Below are 13,451 nucleotides of genomic sequence, written 5' to 3'. Positions count from 1 at the left end.
GCAGAGACATGCACCGGCCGACATGCGCCTGCTGCGGTGGGTGCATGCCAGAGAACAAACGGCACCAAGTGAAGCGCAGCCAAGGATTGCACTGCGAAGCTGGCATGCGGAGCCAGCGCCTAACGTTTGAGGTAACGCGCCGCCCGCGGCAGGCCGGGCGTGGCACAGGTGGGACGATAGCTGAACTGGCCTACCTGGGCCACGACCGGCCTGCCGTGGGCGGTCGCGTTGACCGAAGGGTTAGGCCTCGCTCTCCGGCGGGCCGGCAGGCAAGAAGCGAGAGACCTTGACCTTGAGGAGCTGGATCAGCGCGGAATCCATGTATTCATATTCGTCCGGAATGTCCAGGCAAATTACTCGCTTGTTGTGAAGGTGCCTCTTGAACTTAGCTGTGACCTTGTTGCGATGCATCTTCTCCATCACAAAGATCAGATCGGCCCATTCGATCAAGTCGGCAGTCAGCGGATTCTCAGCATCATTGTTCGTGCCTGCGGAAGTGCACTCGACTCCTTGCACCTGGGAGAAGACCTGCTCCGCGGTCGGGCTTCGTAGTCGGTTCTGGCTACAGACGAACAGGAGACGCTTCATGAGCATGCTCGCAAGCGCTGGGCAAATTGCCTGCGAGGCCTAACGTTTGAGGTAACGCGCCGCCTGCGGCTGGGCGGGCGCGGCATGGCTGCGAAGATAGCACCGGCGCAGGCATGCGGCGACCGCCCAGCCGTGGGCGGTCGCGTTGACCGAAGGGTTAGGCCTCACTCTTGCCAGCTTGCTGGGCCAGGATTGCGAGAGTGCTCTGATCCTCGGTGCCACCGAAGAACTGAAGCAGTGCCTCTCGGAAGATGGCGCCTGGCTCGGCCTGAGCAAAGAGCGTGAGGCAGGACCTGAACTTAAGCGCGTCGATGTTTCCGAGGATCGAAGCCGCACTTGTTGCAGAGTTTGAGAGCATCGCGGCAACGCACTCGCGCAGCCGTTCGCCCAGGACGGGGTGTGCGAGATATGCCTTGGCTTCTCGGACTTCAGACACTGCGTACCGAACCGACATTGGGCTTGACCCAAGGCCAGCTACTTGAGGGAAGACGTACCAGCTCCAATGGGTTCTTTTCCGACCGGCCTTGATTTCGGCGAGGGCGTTCTCGTAGTTGGACTGCTGGGCTTGAACGAAGCGCAGGAGATCGAACGGATCGCTGTTCGTTTCCATGGTGAGAAGCGCTGAAGCGGACGCCGGGGGTGGCGGTGAGGCCTAACGTTTGAGGTAACGCGCGGACAGCGGTGTAGTGACTGGCCCGCGATGCCGATGATAAGCACAACGGCCTCGCGGGCCAGGCGCTACGCCGATGGCCGTCGCGTTGACCGAAGGGTTAGGCGTCACTTGGCGCATAGAAGCCTAGACTGAGGCTAGCCCCGAGCCGACCCAGTACTGCAATTGTCTCGGGATCGAAGAAGCCGCCTTCTTGCTCGGTTGAGTCAATGATCCACATCGTGACATCCACCTCAACCAATTCCGGTTGGATCACGGCCCTGGCATTCATGAGGTTCTCCAAACCGCCAAGGCTCTCGATCAGGGTTGGAATCATCTCGTCAAGTCGGACGCTATCGGGAAAATCCAGTTTCCAACTAACCGCAGACTTATGGAACGGCTTTGTTCCGACTTTACGTGACTCGCCCCGTGCCACCGACAGCGATGCGGGCCGTCCGACGATGGACTCGACTTCTTGGGGCGTCATTTCAAAACCGCGAAGCGCCAGAGACGCAGTGAACTTCGGGCGCAAGGGCATTGAGGCTCGCAATTTGGGGTGACGCCTAACGTTTGAGGTAACGCGCCGACAGCGGCGTAGCGCCTGGCCCGCGAGGCGGATGATAGGCACCAACGCCTCGCGGGCCAGGCGCTACGCCGATGGCCGTCGCGTTGACCGATGGGTTAGGGCGCATTCAGATTGACTCCGGCGCAACTGATCTCTATCCGTGTTGAACAGGTGAAGTTTTGATCAGTCTGGCGGAATGCCCCGACGCCTGAGTTCGGCATCCACCGCCTTGCGTAGACGACGTTCAGAGAAGCGTGTTCCTAAAGAGTCAAACACCCAGAACCAGAAGAAGGCTGCGACTGAGAACAGCAGGGTCGATGCAATAGATCTAAGGTCATCTCTTCGAAATGCCAATCCGGCCGCTGTGCTTGCGATGACGAGGAGGACAATTAGTGCTCCGTGCCAGGGATGCTGGCGAAACCAACCGAAGGCTTGACGCAGAGAGTTGGATCCTGTTGCTTTGAGAACTCCGAGAGCGCAAAGGCACGTAACTACTGACAGCGTGACAGCCTCCTGAATCGGCCTGACCAACAGAGAAAGGCCGAGATATGCCAGCAAAAGAAGAATCTCGATCATGGTTCTACGGACCAGGTGACGACATAACGCAACTCGAGGAAAGCTCGCGCAAGGCTGATATGCGCCCTAACGTTTGAGGTAACGCGCGGACAGCGGTGTGGCGCCTGGCCCGCGAGGCCGATGATAGGCGGGGCGGCCTCGCGGGCCAGGCGGCACGCCGATGGCCGTCGCGTTGACCGAAGGGTTAGGCGTCAACTCGCTCGCTCAGCCGCAGAGACTGCTGTGATGAAACAACCTCTCTGCCCCAGGCCTCCTGCGTGAAGCCTTCTGCCTCGAACTCAATTGAACCAGCGGGCCAGTTGACGGGGAGGCGCCAAAGAGTAGCAATGTAGTTGGCCCTGTCTTCCATCCTTCGTTCAACACCAGAGATCGAAAACGGACCGAAGCCGGCGGTTGGACCAGCCCAATCTAGTGTGATCTTTGCAGCGAACACCCTGTGGAAGCAAAGTCTGGCGGGGACGATCAGGAACTGGCAGTTCTCTCTGTCGTTGCGCCATTCAAGGATGTAGTCGAGATCCAACTCAAGCTCCCCGGCGCCGTGGTCGCCTTCTTGAATGCGCAGCGAGTGGACATGGCAGTCGTGCCAGGACATCTCCGGGAAGCTCTCGTCTGACCAGCGACGCGGGTGCATGCTTTGACGCCTAACGTTTGAGGTAACGCGCGGACAGCGGTGTAGTGCCTGGCCCGCGAGGCCGATGATAAGAGGGGCGGCCTCGCGGGCCAGGCGCTACGCCGATGGCCGTCGCGTTGACCGAAGGGTTAGGGCGCACTCTCCTGAGAGCGAACGATTCAGGACGCAAGCTAGTCCTCACTGACTGGGTTCTGGCTTCCAGCGAGCGTGGCGGCTGCCCATTGCTCCGGATAAGAGCTTCTTCGCGAAGTCTCCAACCGCATCGAAATAGTCTGCGTAGTCTTGTTTGCCAATATGCACCTGACTGCCAGTGGTTAGCCCTAGTTTGGGTGCCTCCTGGGCGACTTTCTCGTCGACAACTCCGCCTCGGTGAAGCAGGCAGTTTCTGACGTAGTTCAACTCAGTGAGCTTCTCCAGCACTGCCGGCTCAACCGACATCGGGACCCCGATGGTGACCAGAATATGCTGATAGGCCTCAGCGATGGTTCGGCTGTTCCCGCGTGAAACCTGCTCTGCTCGCGCGAACACGCGGCGGGCGGTAGTCTCGTCGAGTGGGCTCGGGGCTCCCTTTGGCGGCTTTACTCCGATCGCTATGAGGTCGAGCAAGCTCTGTACATCGTTCTGCAGGACTAGAGTTGCTGTGTCTTCGACTGCTACTTCCAGCGACGCCCAAAGCGAGATTATTCCACTCACGTTGACCTCGTGGAGGTCATTGTTCAGGATCTCCTTCGACCAAGCCGTCAATTCTGGCTGTGATGCAAGAAGACGAAGTACCGGCTCTTCGGACTGCCCGGTGATTTTCGCGAGCGAGTGAGCCAAGCGCAGCACGACTTTTTGTCCCGAAAGGACGACAAGCGCTCGATGAAGCAACCCACCGATTCTTGCGCCCTCTCCCACGGCGAGAATGCAGCGTGCGGCGGGCGAGATGATCCAGTTATAGGCTGCTGCGTCGGGGATCGTCGTGGTGGGAGGCATGGCGTAGCGTGTGCGCCCTAACGTTTGAGGTAACGCGACGCCCGCGGCTGGACGGGCGTGGCACGGATTGCACAATAACCGAACTGGCCCACCCGGGGCACGACCGGCCAGCCGTGGGCGGTCGCGTTGACCGAAGGGTTAGGCCCCACTGGTTTGGTTCAGGCGGCGGCCAACAAGCACGAGATCCTTCTCAACGCCTTCGAGCCGAGCTACCCGCGGCATGAAGCCCCACTGTTCAAAATCCATCTTCCGGAAGAGCGCGATGCTCGCCTGGTTACTGGCGAAGATCGTAGCTGTGAGAGTCTCGATGCCCAGCGAAGGCGAATGCTCGACGGCCTTGCCGAGCAGGTAAGTTCCAAGTCCCTTGCCTTGGTAGGCAGGGTGAAGGTAGATCGCGAGGTCGGTAGTGATGAAATAGCCGGGCCTCTCGTTCATGAAGTGAAAGAAGCCAAGATAGCCAACTACACCGCGGCCCGGTTCGGCTGAATCCTCCGCCACCCAGAGTGGACGATGGCCGGGTGTGTGTTCGAGGAAGGAAGGTCGTCTGGCTTCGACGGTTGTCGGCTCAAGGTCGCAACTGCACTTTCGGGTTGCAACGGCAAAGTTGTAGATCTCGACGATCCTTGCCAGATCGCGCTCTGTGGCATCGCGGTGCGTGTATGGCATGTCGTGCGCGAGTGAAGCGGATTGGGTGGGGCCTAACGTTTGAGGTAACGCGCGGACAGCGGTGTGGCGCCAGGCCCGCGAGGCCGGTGATATGCGGGGCGGCCTCGCGGGCCAGGCGCTACGCCGATGGACGTCGCGTTGACCGAAGGGTTAGGCCTCATTTTTGCCACGTTCTTGAACAACAGTCAGCGAAGAACTTTGCCACGCCTCTCTCCAAGTTTCGTGGAACTTCTGAGCGGCGGAAATCTCCGACCGAAGCCATGCGGAAGCATCTGGCCAGAATCGGTCAACGAGATTCGCCTCTGTGTTGAAGGCAGCAATCGTCCCGCTCTCACTTTGGAAGAATCTGATCCAGTGGTCTAGGGTAGACCTCCGAAGTGCGATCTCAGGATGTCCGTTGATGCCGCGAAATCCATTGCTGCAGACTGAGAAGCTGAAGGCGAAATCAGAGAACGGCGATCGATTTGGATTGAAGGGTGATAGATGCTCGAGGTCCTGAATGCATGCTGAGTGAATCCCCATCTCGTAGAAGACTGCGCCGTTAAAGCTGCAAAGTAGCTCGTACGCAAGGTCCGGAATCGTCAGCCCGGCGTGAGCTTCGTATCTGCGAAGCGAGGTCAAGTCTGACTGAGGACCAACGACGATGCGATACGGACCGATGCCAAAGGCTGGGCCATAACCAACGTAGATGACAGATGTGCCCGGATCCCGAAAGGCGCCCCCGAGAGTTGCTTCTCGCTCGACGGCTGGCGAGATCGCTGCGCGGATCGAAGACGGGATCGCTTGCAGCCGTGCCTTCAGGTCGGCGGCTGACAGTCGCTCTGTGGCATGCGTCATGAGGCCTAACGTTTGAGGTAACGCGCGGACGGCGGCATAGCGCTTGGCCCGCGAGACGGATGATAGGCACCAGCGTCTCGCGGGCCAAGCGCTATGCCGATGGCCGTCGCGTTGACCGAAGGGTTAGGCGTCTTTCCGGCGGCTTCATGTGTTTGCGTCTTTGCCTGGGCTGACGGTGCCAACTGATTCCACTTTCTTCTGCGGAAGCACTTGCAAGACCATGAACGGAACGCCTACGACAGCGATGAGGAAGCCGATGAAAGACATGTGTGGTCCATAGCGAACCATGAAGGAGGGTTCACCGTTTACTGCCCAGAATCCTGATAGCAATTCGTCAATTAGGAGTGCCATGAGAAGGATGATGAGGAAGACTGCGGAAAGTGCTATCGATAGGCTGATAGGCGTACGTCTCGCGTACCAAGACGCGCCGCACCATCCAAAGATTGTCATGAGTAGCCAAATTGCGGGGAATCCAAACAGACTCCGAAAACTTGTGCCACCAAGAGGAGTGGAAATGACCTGCAAGTCCTCCCGCAGCACTGCAAATATGGCGTCTACTTGCTCGGGTGACGGGCCCTCGACCGTGACGGTTCGCTTATAGTCAGCGAGGTCAACGCTTATGCGCGAGATCTTCGCTGGCTCTGACGCCGAATACGAATAGGTTAGGGAATCAATCTTCTCGGGAACCCGGGCGGTGGTTTGCACCAAGTCGTGACCTGGCACCGTAACGGTGATTACACCGAACTTCATTGCCAATTCCTCACGTCTTACTTGCACGCCTAAGTTGGCGGCAGAAACCAGTGTGCTGGCTTTGGTCAGAACTCCTTGCAGAGCATTGAAAGAAGTTCGTAGCGGCTCAATTTCTGCGGTCTTTGTGTAGTTCGCCTGCGCCGTTGCCGCACCAGACAGGAGTAGGAGGAAGAGGGAAAGAAGAAGCGCATGCATGCTGAGAAGCCTGTTTGAGACGCCTAACGTTTGAGGTAACGCGCCGACCACGGCTGGGCGGGCGGCGCAGGACTGCAAAGATAGCACTGGCGCAGGCATGCGGCGACCGCCCAGCCGTGGGCGGTCGCGTTGACCGAAGGGTTAGGCCGCATGCGTGGTGGAGATATACCAACCCAACGCTGCCGACGTCGCAACTAGGATTGCCCAAAAGATCGTGCGAACTTGCGTCCGCCTTCGGGATGCGCTGACTCGTGCCGCTCGGCTGCTCCGATACTTCGCCGTACGCTTGGACCAGTCTTCAACGGAACTGTAAGGCTTGAGTCGTTCACTGTAGACACTGCCACCGAGACGCGCGGCAAGCTCAAACGTGGCGTCGACGAGTGTCTCCGATGGATTCTGGGCATCAATCAAGCCATAGGGCGTAAGCCAGAGGGTCTCGCCCGTTTCCCTCAGACTGATCTCACAATGCCTCACTCCGAATCGATTCGTCCGTTCGATAACGTCCAGACGGCCGTTGCTCTTGGCAGCAGCGAGCCATTCGTCCTTGGGGATCGGCTGATCCTTGAACCCAGGGCGTGCAATGAATACGTGGAGGCTCATGCGGCCTAACGTTTGAGGTAACGCGCGGACAGCGGTGTAGTGCCTGGCCCGCGAGGCGGATGATAGGCAAGAACGCCTCGCGGGCCAGGCGCTACGCCGATGGCAGTCGCGTTGACCGAAGGGTTAGGCCGCGCTCGAACCATGGACTGGCTTGGAAAAGCACACACTTGTTGGATCTGTGGCGTATGGCCCAAATGGAGGTATGCGCACAAAGCCATAGGATTCGTACAGCGCCATTGCGGCCAACTGCTTGAAGCCGGTTTCCAAGAGTAGCTGATCGAACCCTTGGGATTGGGCATGGATTTCCAGTGCTTGGAGAATTGCACGCCCAGCGCCGCAGCGGCGAGCCGGGCGCGCGACGAACATGCGGCGAACCTCAGTGCACTGGTTGTCGATGGGGCGGTGCGCGCCCATGGCAACAGGTTCATCGGCCAGATAGGCGACGAGGTAGGTACCGCGAGCAGGCGTAGGCGCATTGGTAGGCCAGGGGCTGCCGGGCACATGGAGCTCCGGGTACAACGCACGCGCCTCGATGGCCGCTTGGCGCAGCAGCTTGAGAGCGTCAGCGCCGAGGGGATCGACTTCGGCTATGCGATACGCGGCGGCAGCCATTGCGAGGCCTAACGTTTGAGGTAACGCGCGGACGGCGGCGTAGCGCCTGGGCCGCGAGGCCGATGATAAGCACAACGGCCTCGCGGGCCAGGCGCTACGCCGATGGCCGTCGCGTTGACCGAAGGGTTAGGCTTCAGCTCAGAGCTTCTCGGCTAATCGCTTTGAGGCGGCGGCCCCGGCTCGCGCAGCAGTGCCGACGGCGGCGTCCAGCGGACCGTCCCCGGGCGACTGCAACTCACCGGCAAGCTTGTGCTGCATCTCGTCGAGCAGGATCCTATGGATCGCGGCGTGCACCTCAGGATCGCTGTGCTCGAAGTGGGTAGCAGCTTCACGCAGTTCTCGCTCGACAATTGCTTCGATCACTGCTGTGCTTTTCCAGATGGCTCGCCTACCGCCCAAGCCCGTAACAACGCCGTAAATAATGCCGCCTGCGCACCAGAAGGCTGGGGCGACTACTGTCCGAACGTTGCGCCGCTTCATGATCTCGCCGAATAGTGAGTAATGCTCCAGCTCATGAGCATGCATTAGAGTCAATTGCGGTACTACGTCCCGGTGGAGCACTGCAGCGACCAATCGATGGCCCCAGTAGACGCCCGTAGCCCCCTTCTCGCAGGCGTGAATGACGCGCAGAAGACGTTCGGCGGTGCAGCGATCTGCGGCCATATGATTCCTGAAGCCTAACGTGATATGTACGTCACCGCAGATTACCGCATGTAGGAACAAGTTCGTCTACGGCAGATTCTCTCCTTGAAGGATCTCTTCCATGGGCATGGCGATGCGGTGGCGCAGGCCCAGGCGCAGCACTTCGCGGCGCGCGAGTTTCCATAGTTTCGTCGTGCTGTCGTACCGGGCGCCGAGCGCCAGCGCGCGGCGCTGCAGGTCGCGTTCTTCCGGCTTGATCTTGAATGCGACCACGGTGTCGCTTCGCTTCTGAATCACCGCGCGCTCGACGACCAGTTCGATGGTGGTGATGCGTTCGGTCCGGTCAGGGTTCTCGCGGTAGCGCACGCACAGCAAGGTGTCACCGTGAAGCCGCGTGAGCTTGATGGCGCCGCGTTCGCCAGGATTCATCTTCTTGGCGACACGCCAATGTCCCGGGCCGCTGCGCTGGCGTCGGGGACGGTGCGGGACTTCACGAGGGCCTGTGGCCATGTTCGCCTCCGTGGGGGCATGGCGTTGCGCGGTCAGACGCACGTCGACTTGCGCGCCATGCCGGTTCTTGATACTGTACAAATATACAGTTTCGGGGTCGCGAGTGAAATCCAAGAGTTCTTCATCGGTCGAGGGCCATCCGGCACCGGCGGCCTCGCCCCGCCTGCTCGACCTCCTGCGCCAGCAGATCCGCTACATGCACTACAGCCTGCGCACCGAGGAGGCCTATGTCTACTGGGTGCGCGCCTACATCCGCTTCCATGGGCTGCGGCATCCGGCCGAGTTGTCGAATGCCGAGGTCGAGTCCTTTCTGGCCTGGCTGGCCAACGAGCGCAGCGTGGCGCCCAACACCCACAAGCAGGCGCTGTCGGCCTTGCTGTTCCTGTACCAGAAGGTGCTGCGCATGGACCTGCCCTGGCTGGCCGACATCGGCCGGCCGCGGCACCACCGGCGCCTGCCGGCGGTGCTGTCGCACGACGAGGTCGGCCGGCTCCTCGCCGCGCTGGATGCGCACGACCGGATGCAGGGGCTGATCGCCCGCGTGCTCTATGGCACCGGCATGCGGCTGACCGAGGTGCTGCGCCTGCGGGTGAAGGACATCGATTTCGATCGCCGCGCGATCATCGTGCGCGAAGGCAAGGGCGCGAAAGACCGGGTCGTGATGCTGCCCGCGTCGCTGGAGGCCCCGTTGCGCGTGCAACTCGAGCATGCGCGCCAGGTCTGGTCGGCCGATCACGCGGCCGGCGTGGCGGGGGTGCAACTGCCGCATGCGCTGGCGCGCAAGTTCGCGCGCGCCGACCGGGCCTGGGCCTGGTTCTGGGTCTTCCCGCAGGCCAGCCTGTCGGCCGATCCGCGCGCCGCAGCCGAAGGTGGGGTGGTGATGCGGCGCCACCACTGGCTGGACCAGACCTTCCAGCGCAGTTTCCGCAGCGTGCTGCCGCGGGCCAGGATCGACAAGCCGGCCACGCCGCACACGCTGCGGCATTCGTTCGCCACCCATCTGCTGCAGGCCGGCTACGACATCCGCACGGTGCAGGAACTGCTGGGCCATGCCGATGTCAGCACGACGATGATCTACACCCATGTGCTGAAGCTCGGAGGGGGCGCCGTGCGCAGCCCGCTCGACAGCCTGATGACCACGATGGCACCGGCTGCGGCGGCGCCATCTCATCTGGCTTCCCCGCGCCAGCGCCGGTCGCCCTTGCCGCCGCGTGACGACGACAACAACAAAGACTTCGACGACTTCGACGACAGCCTGCTGCCCCGCGGCAGCTTTCACGCCCGCCGCGCCCGCGAGCCCGAGCCGTGCTATTCCCGGACCTCTGTCCCCCTTACGCCGAACTGCTCTGCCGCAGCAACTTCAGCTTCCTGACCGGGGCCTCGCATCCCGAGGAACTGATCGCGCAGGCGCAGGAGCTGGGCTACACGGCGCTGGCCCTCACCGACGAATGTTCGTTGGCCGGTGTCGTGCGTGCGCATGCGGCGGCCACCGACGCCGGGTTCAAGCTCATCATCGGCACGCAGATGCGCTTGCAGCCGCCGACGATGGGCGCGCCGGTGTTCGACGATGGCGCTGACGACGATGCTGACGACAATGCTGACGACAATGCTGAAGATGCTGCCGGCGTCGGCGCTGCAGGCGGCCCCGCCGAAGACGACCTGCTGGCGCTGCCGCAGGCCGGGATGCGCCTGCTGCTGCTGGCCACGTCACAACGGGGTTATGCACTGCTGTCGCGCTGGATCACGCTGACGCGGCTGCGCGCCGACAAGGGCGATTACCTTGCCCGTCCCGAAGACATCGAAGGCCGCACGCCGGGCGCGCTGTTCCTGGCCGGCCTGCCCGACTGCCTGGCGATCCTGCTGCCCGAGCCCGAGCAGTCGTTCTCGACCCTGTATGCCCAGGCCGCCTGGCTGCGCCGCTGGTTCGGCGACCGCGCGGCGCTGGGCATGGCCATGCTGTGCCGGCCCGACGAGCCGCGCCTGCAGCGGCGGCTGGAGCGGGTGGCGGCCTTCACCGGCCTGACGATCACCGCGGTGGGCGACGTGCTGATGCACAGCCGCGCCCGCAAGCCGCTGCAGGATGTGCTGACCGCCACGCGGCTGCGCCGGCCGGTCAGCGCCTGCGGCGAAGCGCTGGGCGCCAATGCCGAGGCGCACCTGCGGCCGCGCGACCGCCTGGCGCAGCTCTACCCGGCGGCGTGGATGGAGGCCGCGGTGGCGCTGGCCGCGCGGTGCCGCTTCTCGCTGGCCGAACTGGCCTACCAGTACCCGCGCGAGATCGTGCCGGAGGGCTACACGCCGGCAGCGTGGCTGCGCCAGCTCTGCGAAGAAGGCCTGCAGCAGCGCTTTCCGGGGGGCGTGGAGGCCGAGGTGCGCGCCACGCTGGAGAAGGAACTCGCGCTGATCGCCCAGCTCGCGTTCGAGCCCTATTTCCTCACGGTGGCCGACATCGTGCGCTGGGCGCGCAGCCAGCGCATCCTGTGCCAGGGCCGCGGCAGCGCGGCCAACTCATTGGTGTGTTATTGCCTCGGCGTCACCGAGGTCAACCCGCGCCGCGCCACGCTGCTGTTCGAACGCTTCGTGTCGGTCGAGCGCCAGGAGCCGCCCGACATCGACATCGACTTCGAGCACCAGCGCCGCGAGGAGGTCATCCAGTACATCTACCGCAAGTACGGTCGGCACCGCGCGGCGCTGACCGCGGTGGTCATCAGCTACCGGCCGCGCTCGGCCTTGCGCGATGTCGGCCGCGCGCTGGGCATGGACCCCGACCGCATCGCCGGGGTCTCGCGCGGCCAGCATTGGTTCGACGGCCGCGAGATCTCGCCCGAGCGGCTGCGCGAGAACGGCATCGACCCCGATTCGGCGATCTGCCGGCACTGGGTGGAGATAACGCGTGAATTGATCGGCTTCCCGCGCCACCTGAGCCAGCACCCGGGCGGCTTCCTGATCGCACGCGACGACATCGCCGACCTGGTGCCGGTGGAGAACGCCGCGATGGACCAGCGCACCGTGATCCAGTGGGACAAGGACGACCTGGACACGCTGCGGCTGCTGAAGGTGGACATCCTCGCGCTGGGCATGCTCAGCGCGATCCGGCGCGCGCTGGACTTCATCGGCCTGAAGAGCGGGCGGCCGGTGTCGATGGCCACGCTGTCGGATGCGGCCGACGACCCTGCGGTGTACGAGATGCTGTGCCGTGCCGACAGCATCGGCGTGTTCCAGGTCGAGAGCCGCGCCCAGATGAGCATGCTGCCGCGCCTGCAGCCCCGCAGCTACTACGACCTGGTGGTGCAGGTGGCCATCGTGCGGCCGGGGCCGATCCAGGGCGGCATGGTCCATCCGTACCTGAAGCAGCGCGACCGCTTTCGGCTCGATCCCGAGGCGCCGCTCGACCTGCCCTCGGCCGATCTGGAGCCGGCCCTCGCGCGCACGCTGGGCATCCCGATCTTCCAGGAACAGGTGATGCAGATCGCGATGATCGCGGCCGATTTCACGGCCGGCGAAGCCGACCAGCTGCGGCGCGCGATGGCCGCCTGGAAGCGCAAGGGCGGGCTCGGCAAGTTCTACGACCGGCTGGTCGGCCGGATGAAGGACAAGGGCTACCCGGACGCGTTCGCCGAACGCATCTTCAAGCAGATCCAGGGCTTCGGCGAATACGGTTTCCCGGAAAGCCATGCGGCGAGTTTTGCGCTGCTGGTCTATGTCAGCGCGTGGATCAAGCACCACCATCCCGATGCCTTTCTGGCCGGCTTGCTGAACAGCCAGCCGATGGGCTTCTACGCGCCGGCCCAGCTGGTGCGCGATGCGCGCGCGCACGGGGTCGAGGTGCTGCCGGTCGACGTGCTGCGCAGCGAATGGGACACGGTGCTCGAACGCGACGCGACGCCACCCGCGGCGGCCCGGCCGCTCAGCCCGGTGCGGCTGGGCTTCAGCCGGCTGCTGGGCTTCCGCGAGGCCGATGCCCTGCGCCTGGTGGCCGCGCGCGCGCAGGGGCCGTTCGCCAGTGTCGAGGACCTGGTGCGCCGTGCCGGTCTCGATGCCCATGCGCTGCAACTGCTGGCCCAGGGCGATGCGCTGGCGCCGCTGGTCGGCCACCGGCACCAGGCGGCCTGGGGCGCGCGTGGCATCGACACCCGCGCCACCCGGCTGCTGCAGGCCACGCGCACGCAGGAAGAGGCGGCCGAGCTGGTCGCGCCGGCGCTGGGCGAGGAGGTGAATGCCGACTACCGCGCCACCGCGTTGTCGCTGAAGGCGCATCCGCTGGCGGTGCTGCGGCCGCGGCTGGCCGAGTTCCGCGTGCAGCCGGCCGCGGTGCTGCACTTCTGCCGTCATGGTCAGCTGGCGCGGGCCTCGGGCCTGGTCACCCATCGGCAGCGGCCTGAAACCGCCAAGGGCGTGGTGTTCGTGACGCTGGAGGACGAGACCGGCGCGGTCAACGTGATCGTCTGGCCCACCGTGGTCCAGGCCCAGCGCCAGGCGCTGCTGGGCGCGCGGCTGCTGACGGTGTACGGCGTCTGGCAGCGCCAGGGGGAGGTACGGCACCTGGTCGCGCAGCGCCTGGTCGACCACACCGCATTGCTCGACGGCCTGGTCACGCGCAGCCGGGACTTTCACTGAGCGCGGGCGCCCGGGGCGCACAATCTCCGCAGCCCCTT

At 63.4% G+C, this 13,451-nt stretch carries 13 protein-coding genes and 1 pseudogene; 2 read left to right on the top strand and 12 right to left on the bottom strand.

What is annotated here, in order from left to right; genetic code table 11:
* Positions 1-240 precede the first annotated feature (240 nt).
* The 12 genes from ACILR4_RS22510 to ACILR4_RS22455 form a co-directional block, all read right to left on the bottom strand.
* Positions 241-588, bottom strand: a complete 348-nt coding sequence (locus ACILR4_RS22510; protein WP_395703125.1) for a low molecular weight protein tyrosine phosphatase family protein — start codon at positions 586-588, stop codon at positions 241-243.
* 157 nt (positions 589-745) lie between these two features.
* Positions 746-1,198, bottom strand: coding sequence for a DUF1810 domain-containing protein (locus tag ACILR4_RS22505; RefSeq protein WP_395703124.1), 453 nt, complete (start codon positions 1,196-1,198; stop codon positions 746-748).
* Between the two features lie 160 nt (positions 1,199-1,358).
* Positions 1,359-1,769 carry a hypothetical protein gene (locus tag ACILR4_RS22500; RefSeq protein ID WP_395703123.1) on the bottom strand — a complete coding sequence of 137 codons (411 nt, stop codon included), beginning with the start codon at positions 1,767-1,769 and terminating at the stop codon, positions 1,359-1,361.
* A 216-nt stretch (positions 1,770-1,985) separates the two neighbouring features.
* Positions 1,986-2,378: a hypothetical protein gene (locus tag ACILR4_RS22495; RefSeq protein WP_395703122.1), complete on the bottom strand. Its 393-nt coding sequence runs from the start codon at positions 2,376-2,378 to the stop codon at positions 1,986-1,988.
* 184 nt (positions 2,379-2,562) lie between these two features.
* Positions 2,563-3,009, bottom strand: a complete 447-nt coding sequence (locus ACILR4_RS22490; protein WP_395703121.1) for a hypothetical protein — start codon at positions 3,007-3,009, stop codon at positions 2,563-2,565.
* 177 nt (positions 3,010-3,186) lie between these two features.
* Positions 3,187-3,984 carry a hypothetical protein gene (locus ACILR4_RS22485; protein WP_395703120.1) on the bottom strand — a complete coding sequence of 266 codons (798 nt, stop codon included), beginning with the start codon at positions 3,982-3,984 and terminating at the stop codon, positions 3,187-3,189.
* 138 nt (positions 3,985-4,122) lie between these two features.
* Positions 4,123-4,650, bottom strand: coding sequence for a GNAT family N-acetyltransferase (locus tag ACILR4_RS22480; RefSeq protein WP_395703119.1), 528 nt, complete (start codon positions 4,648-4,650; stop codon positions 4,123-4,125).
* A gap of 150 nt (positions 4,651-4,800) precedes the next feature.
* The gene (locus tag ACILR4_RS22475; protein ID WP_395703118.1) at positions 4,801-5,487 is read right to left on the bottom strand and encodes a hypothetical protein; all 687 of its coding nucleotides are present in this window, start codon (positions 5,485-5,487) and stop codon (positions 4,801-4,803) included.
* Positions 5,488-5,631: 144 nt separating this feature from the next.
* On the bottom strand, positions 5,632-6,432 hold the full coding sequence (locus ACILR4_RS22470; RefSeq protein ID WP_395703117.1) for a hypothetical protein: 801 nt from the start codon (positions 6,430-6,432) through the stop codon (positions 5,632-5,634).
* Between the two features lie 723 nt (positions 6,433-7,155).
* Positions 7,156-7,644, bottom strand: a complete 489-nt coding sequence (locus ACILR4_RS22465) for a GNAT family N-acetyltransferase (RefSeq protein ID WP_395703116.1) — start codon at positions 7,642-7,644, stop codon at positions 7,156-7,158.
* A 138-nt stretch (positions 7,645-7,782) separates the two neighbouring features.
* Positions 7,783-8,307: a demethoxyubiquinone hydroxylase family protein gene (locus ACILR4_RS22460; protein WP_395703115.1), complete on the bottom strand. Its 525-nt coding sequence runs from the start codon at positions 8,305-8,307 to the stop codon at positions 7,783-7,785.
* A 66-nt stretch (positions 8,308-8,373) separates the two neighbouring features.
* Positions 8,374-8,877 carry a hypothetical protein gene (locus tag ACILR4_RS22455; RefSeq protein WP_395703114.1) on the bottom strand — a complete coding sequence of 168 codons (504 nt, stop codon included), beginning with the start codon at positions 8,875-8,877 and terminating at the stop codon, positions 8,374-8,376.
* A 22-nt stretch (positions 8,878-8,899) separates the two neighbouring features.
* On the opposite strand from ACILR4_RS22455, the pseudogene ACILR4_RS22450 reads away from it, so the two are divergent.
* Positions 8,900-9,928, top strand: a pseudogene (locus ACILR4_RS22450) (integron integrase); the annotation flags it as partial.
* 173 nt (positions 9,929-10,101) lie between these two features.
* A complete protein-coding gene (locus ACILR4_RS22445; protein ID WP_395703113.1) occupies positions 10,102-13,413 on the top strand; it encodes an error-prone DNA polymerase in 3,312 nt (1,103 codons plus the stop codon).
* Positions 13,414-13,451 lie beyond the last annotated feature (38 nt).

It is taken from the genome of Aquabacterium sp., assembly GCF_044226965.1.
Classification (GTDB): domain Bacteria; phylum Pseudomonadota; class Gammaproteobacteria; order Burkholderiales; family Burkholderiaceae_C; genus Pseudaquabacterium.
This window is presented reverse-complemented; position numbering and strand designations above follow the sequence as displayed.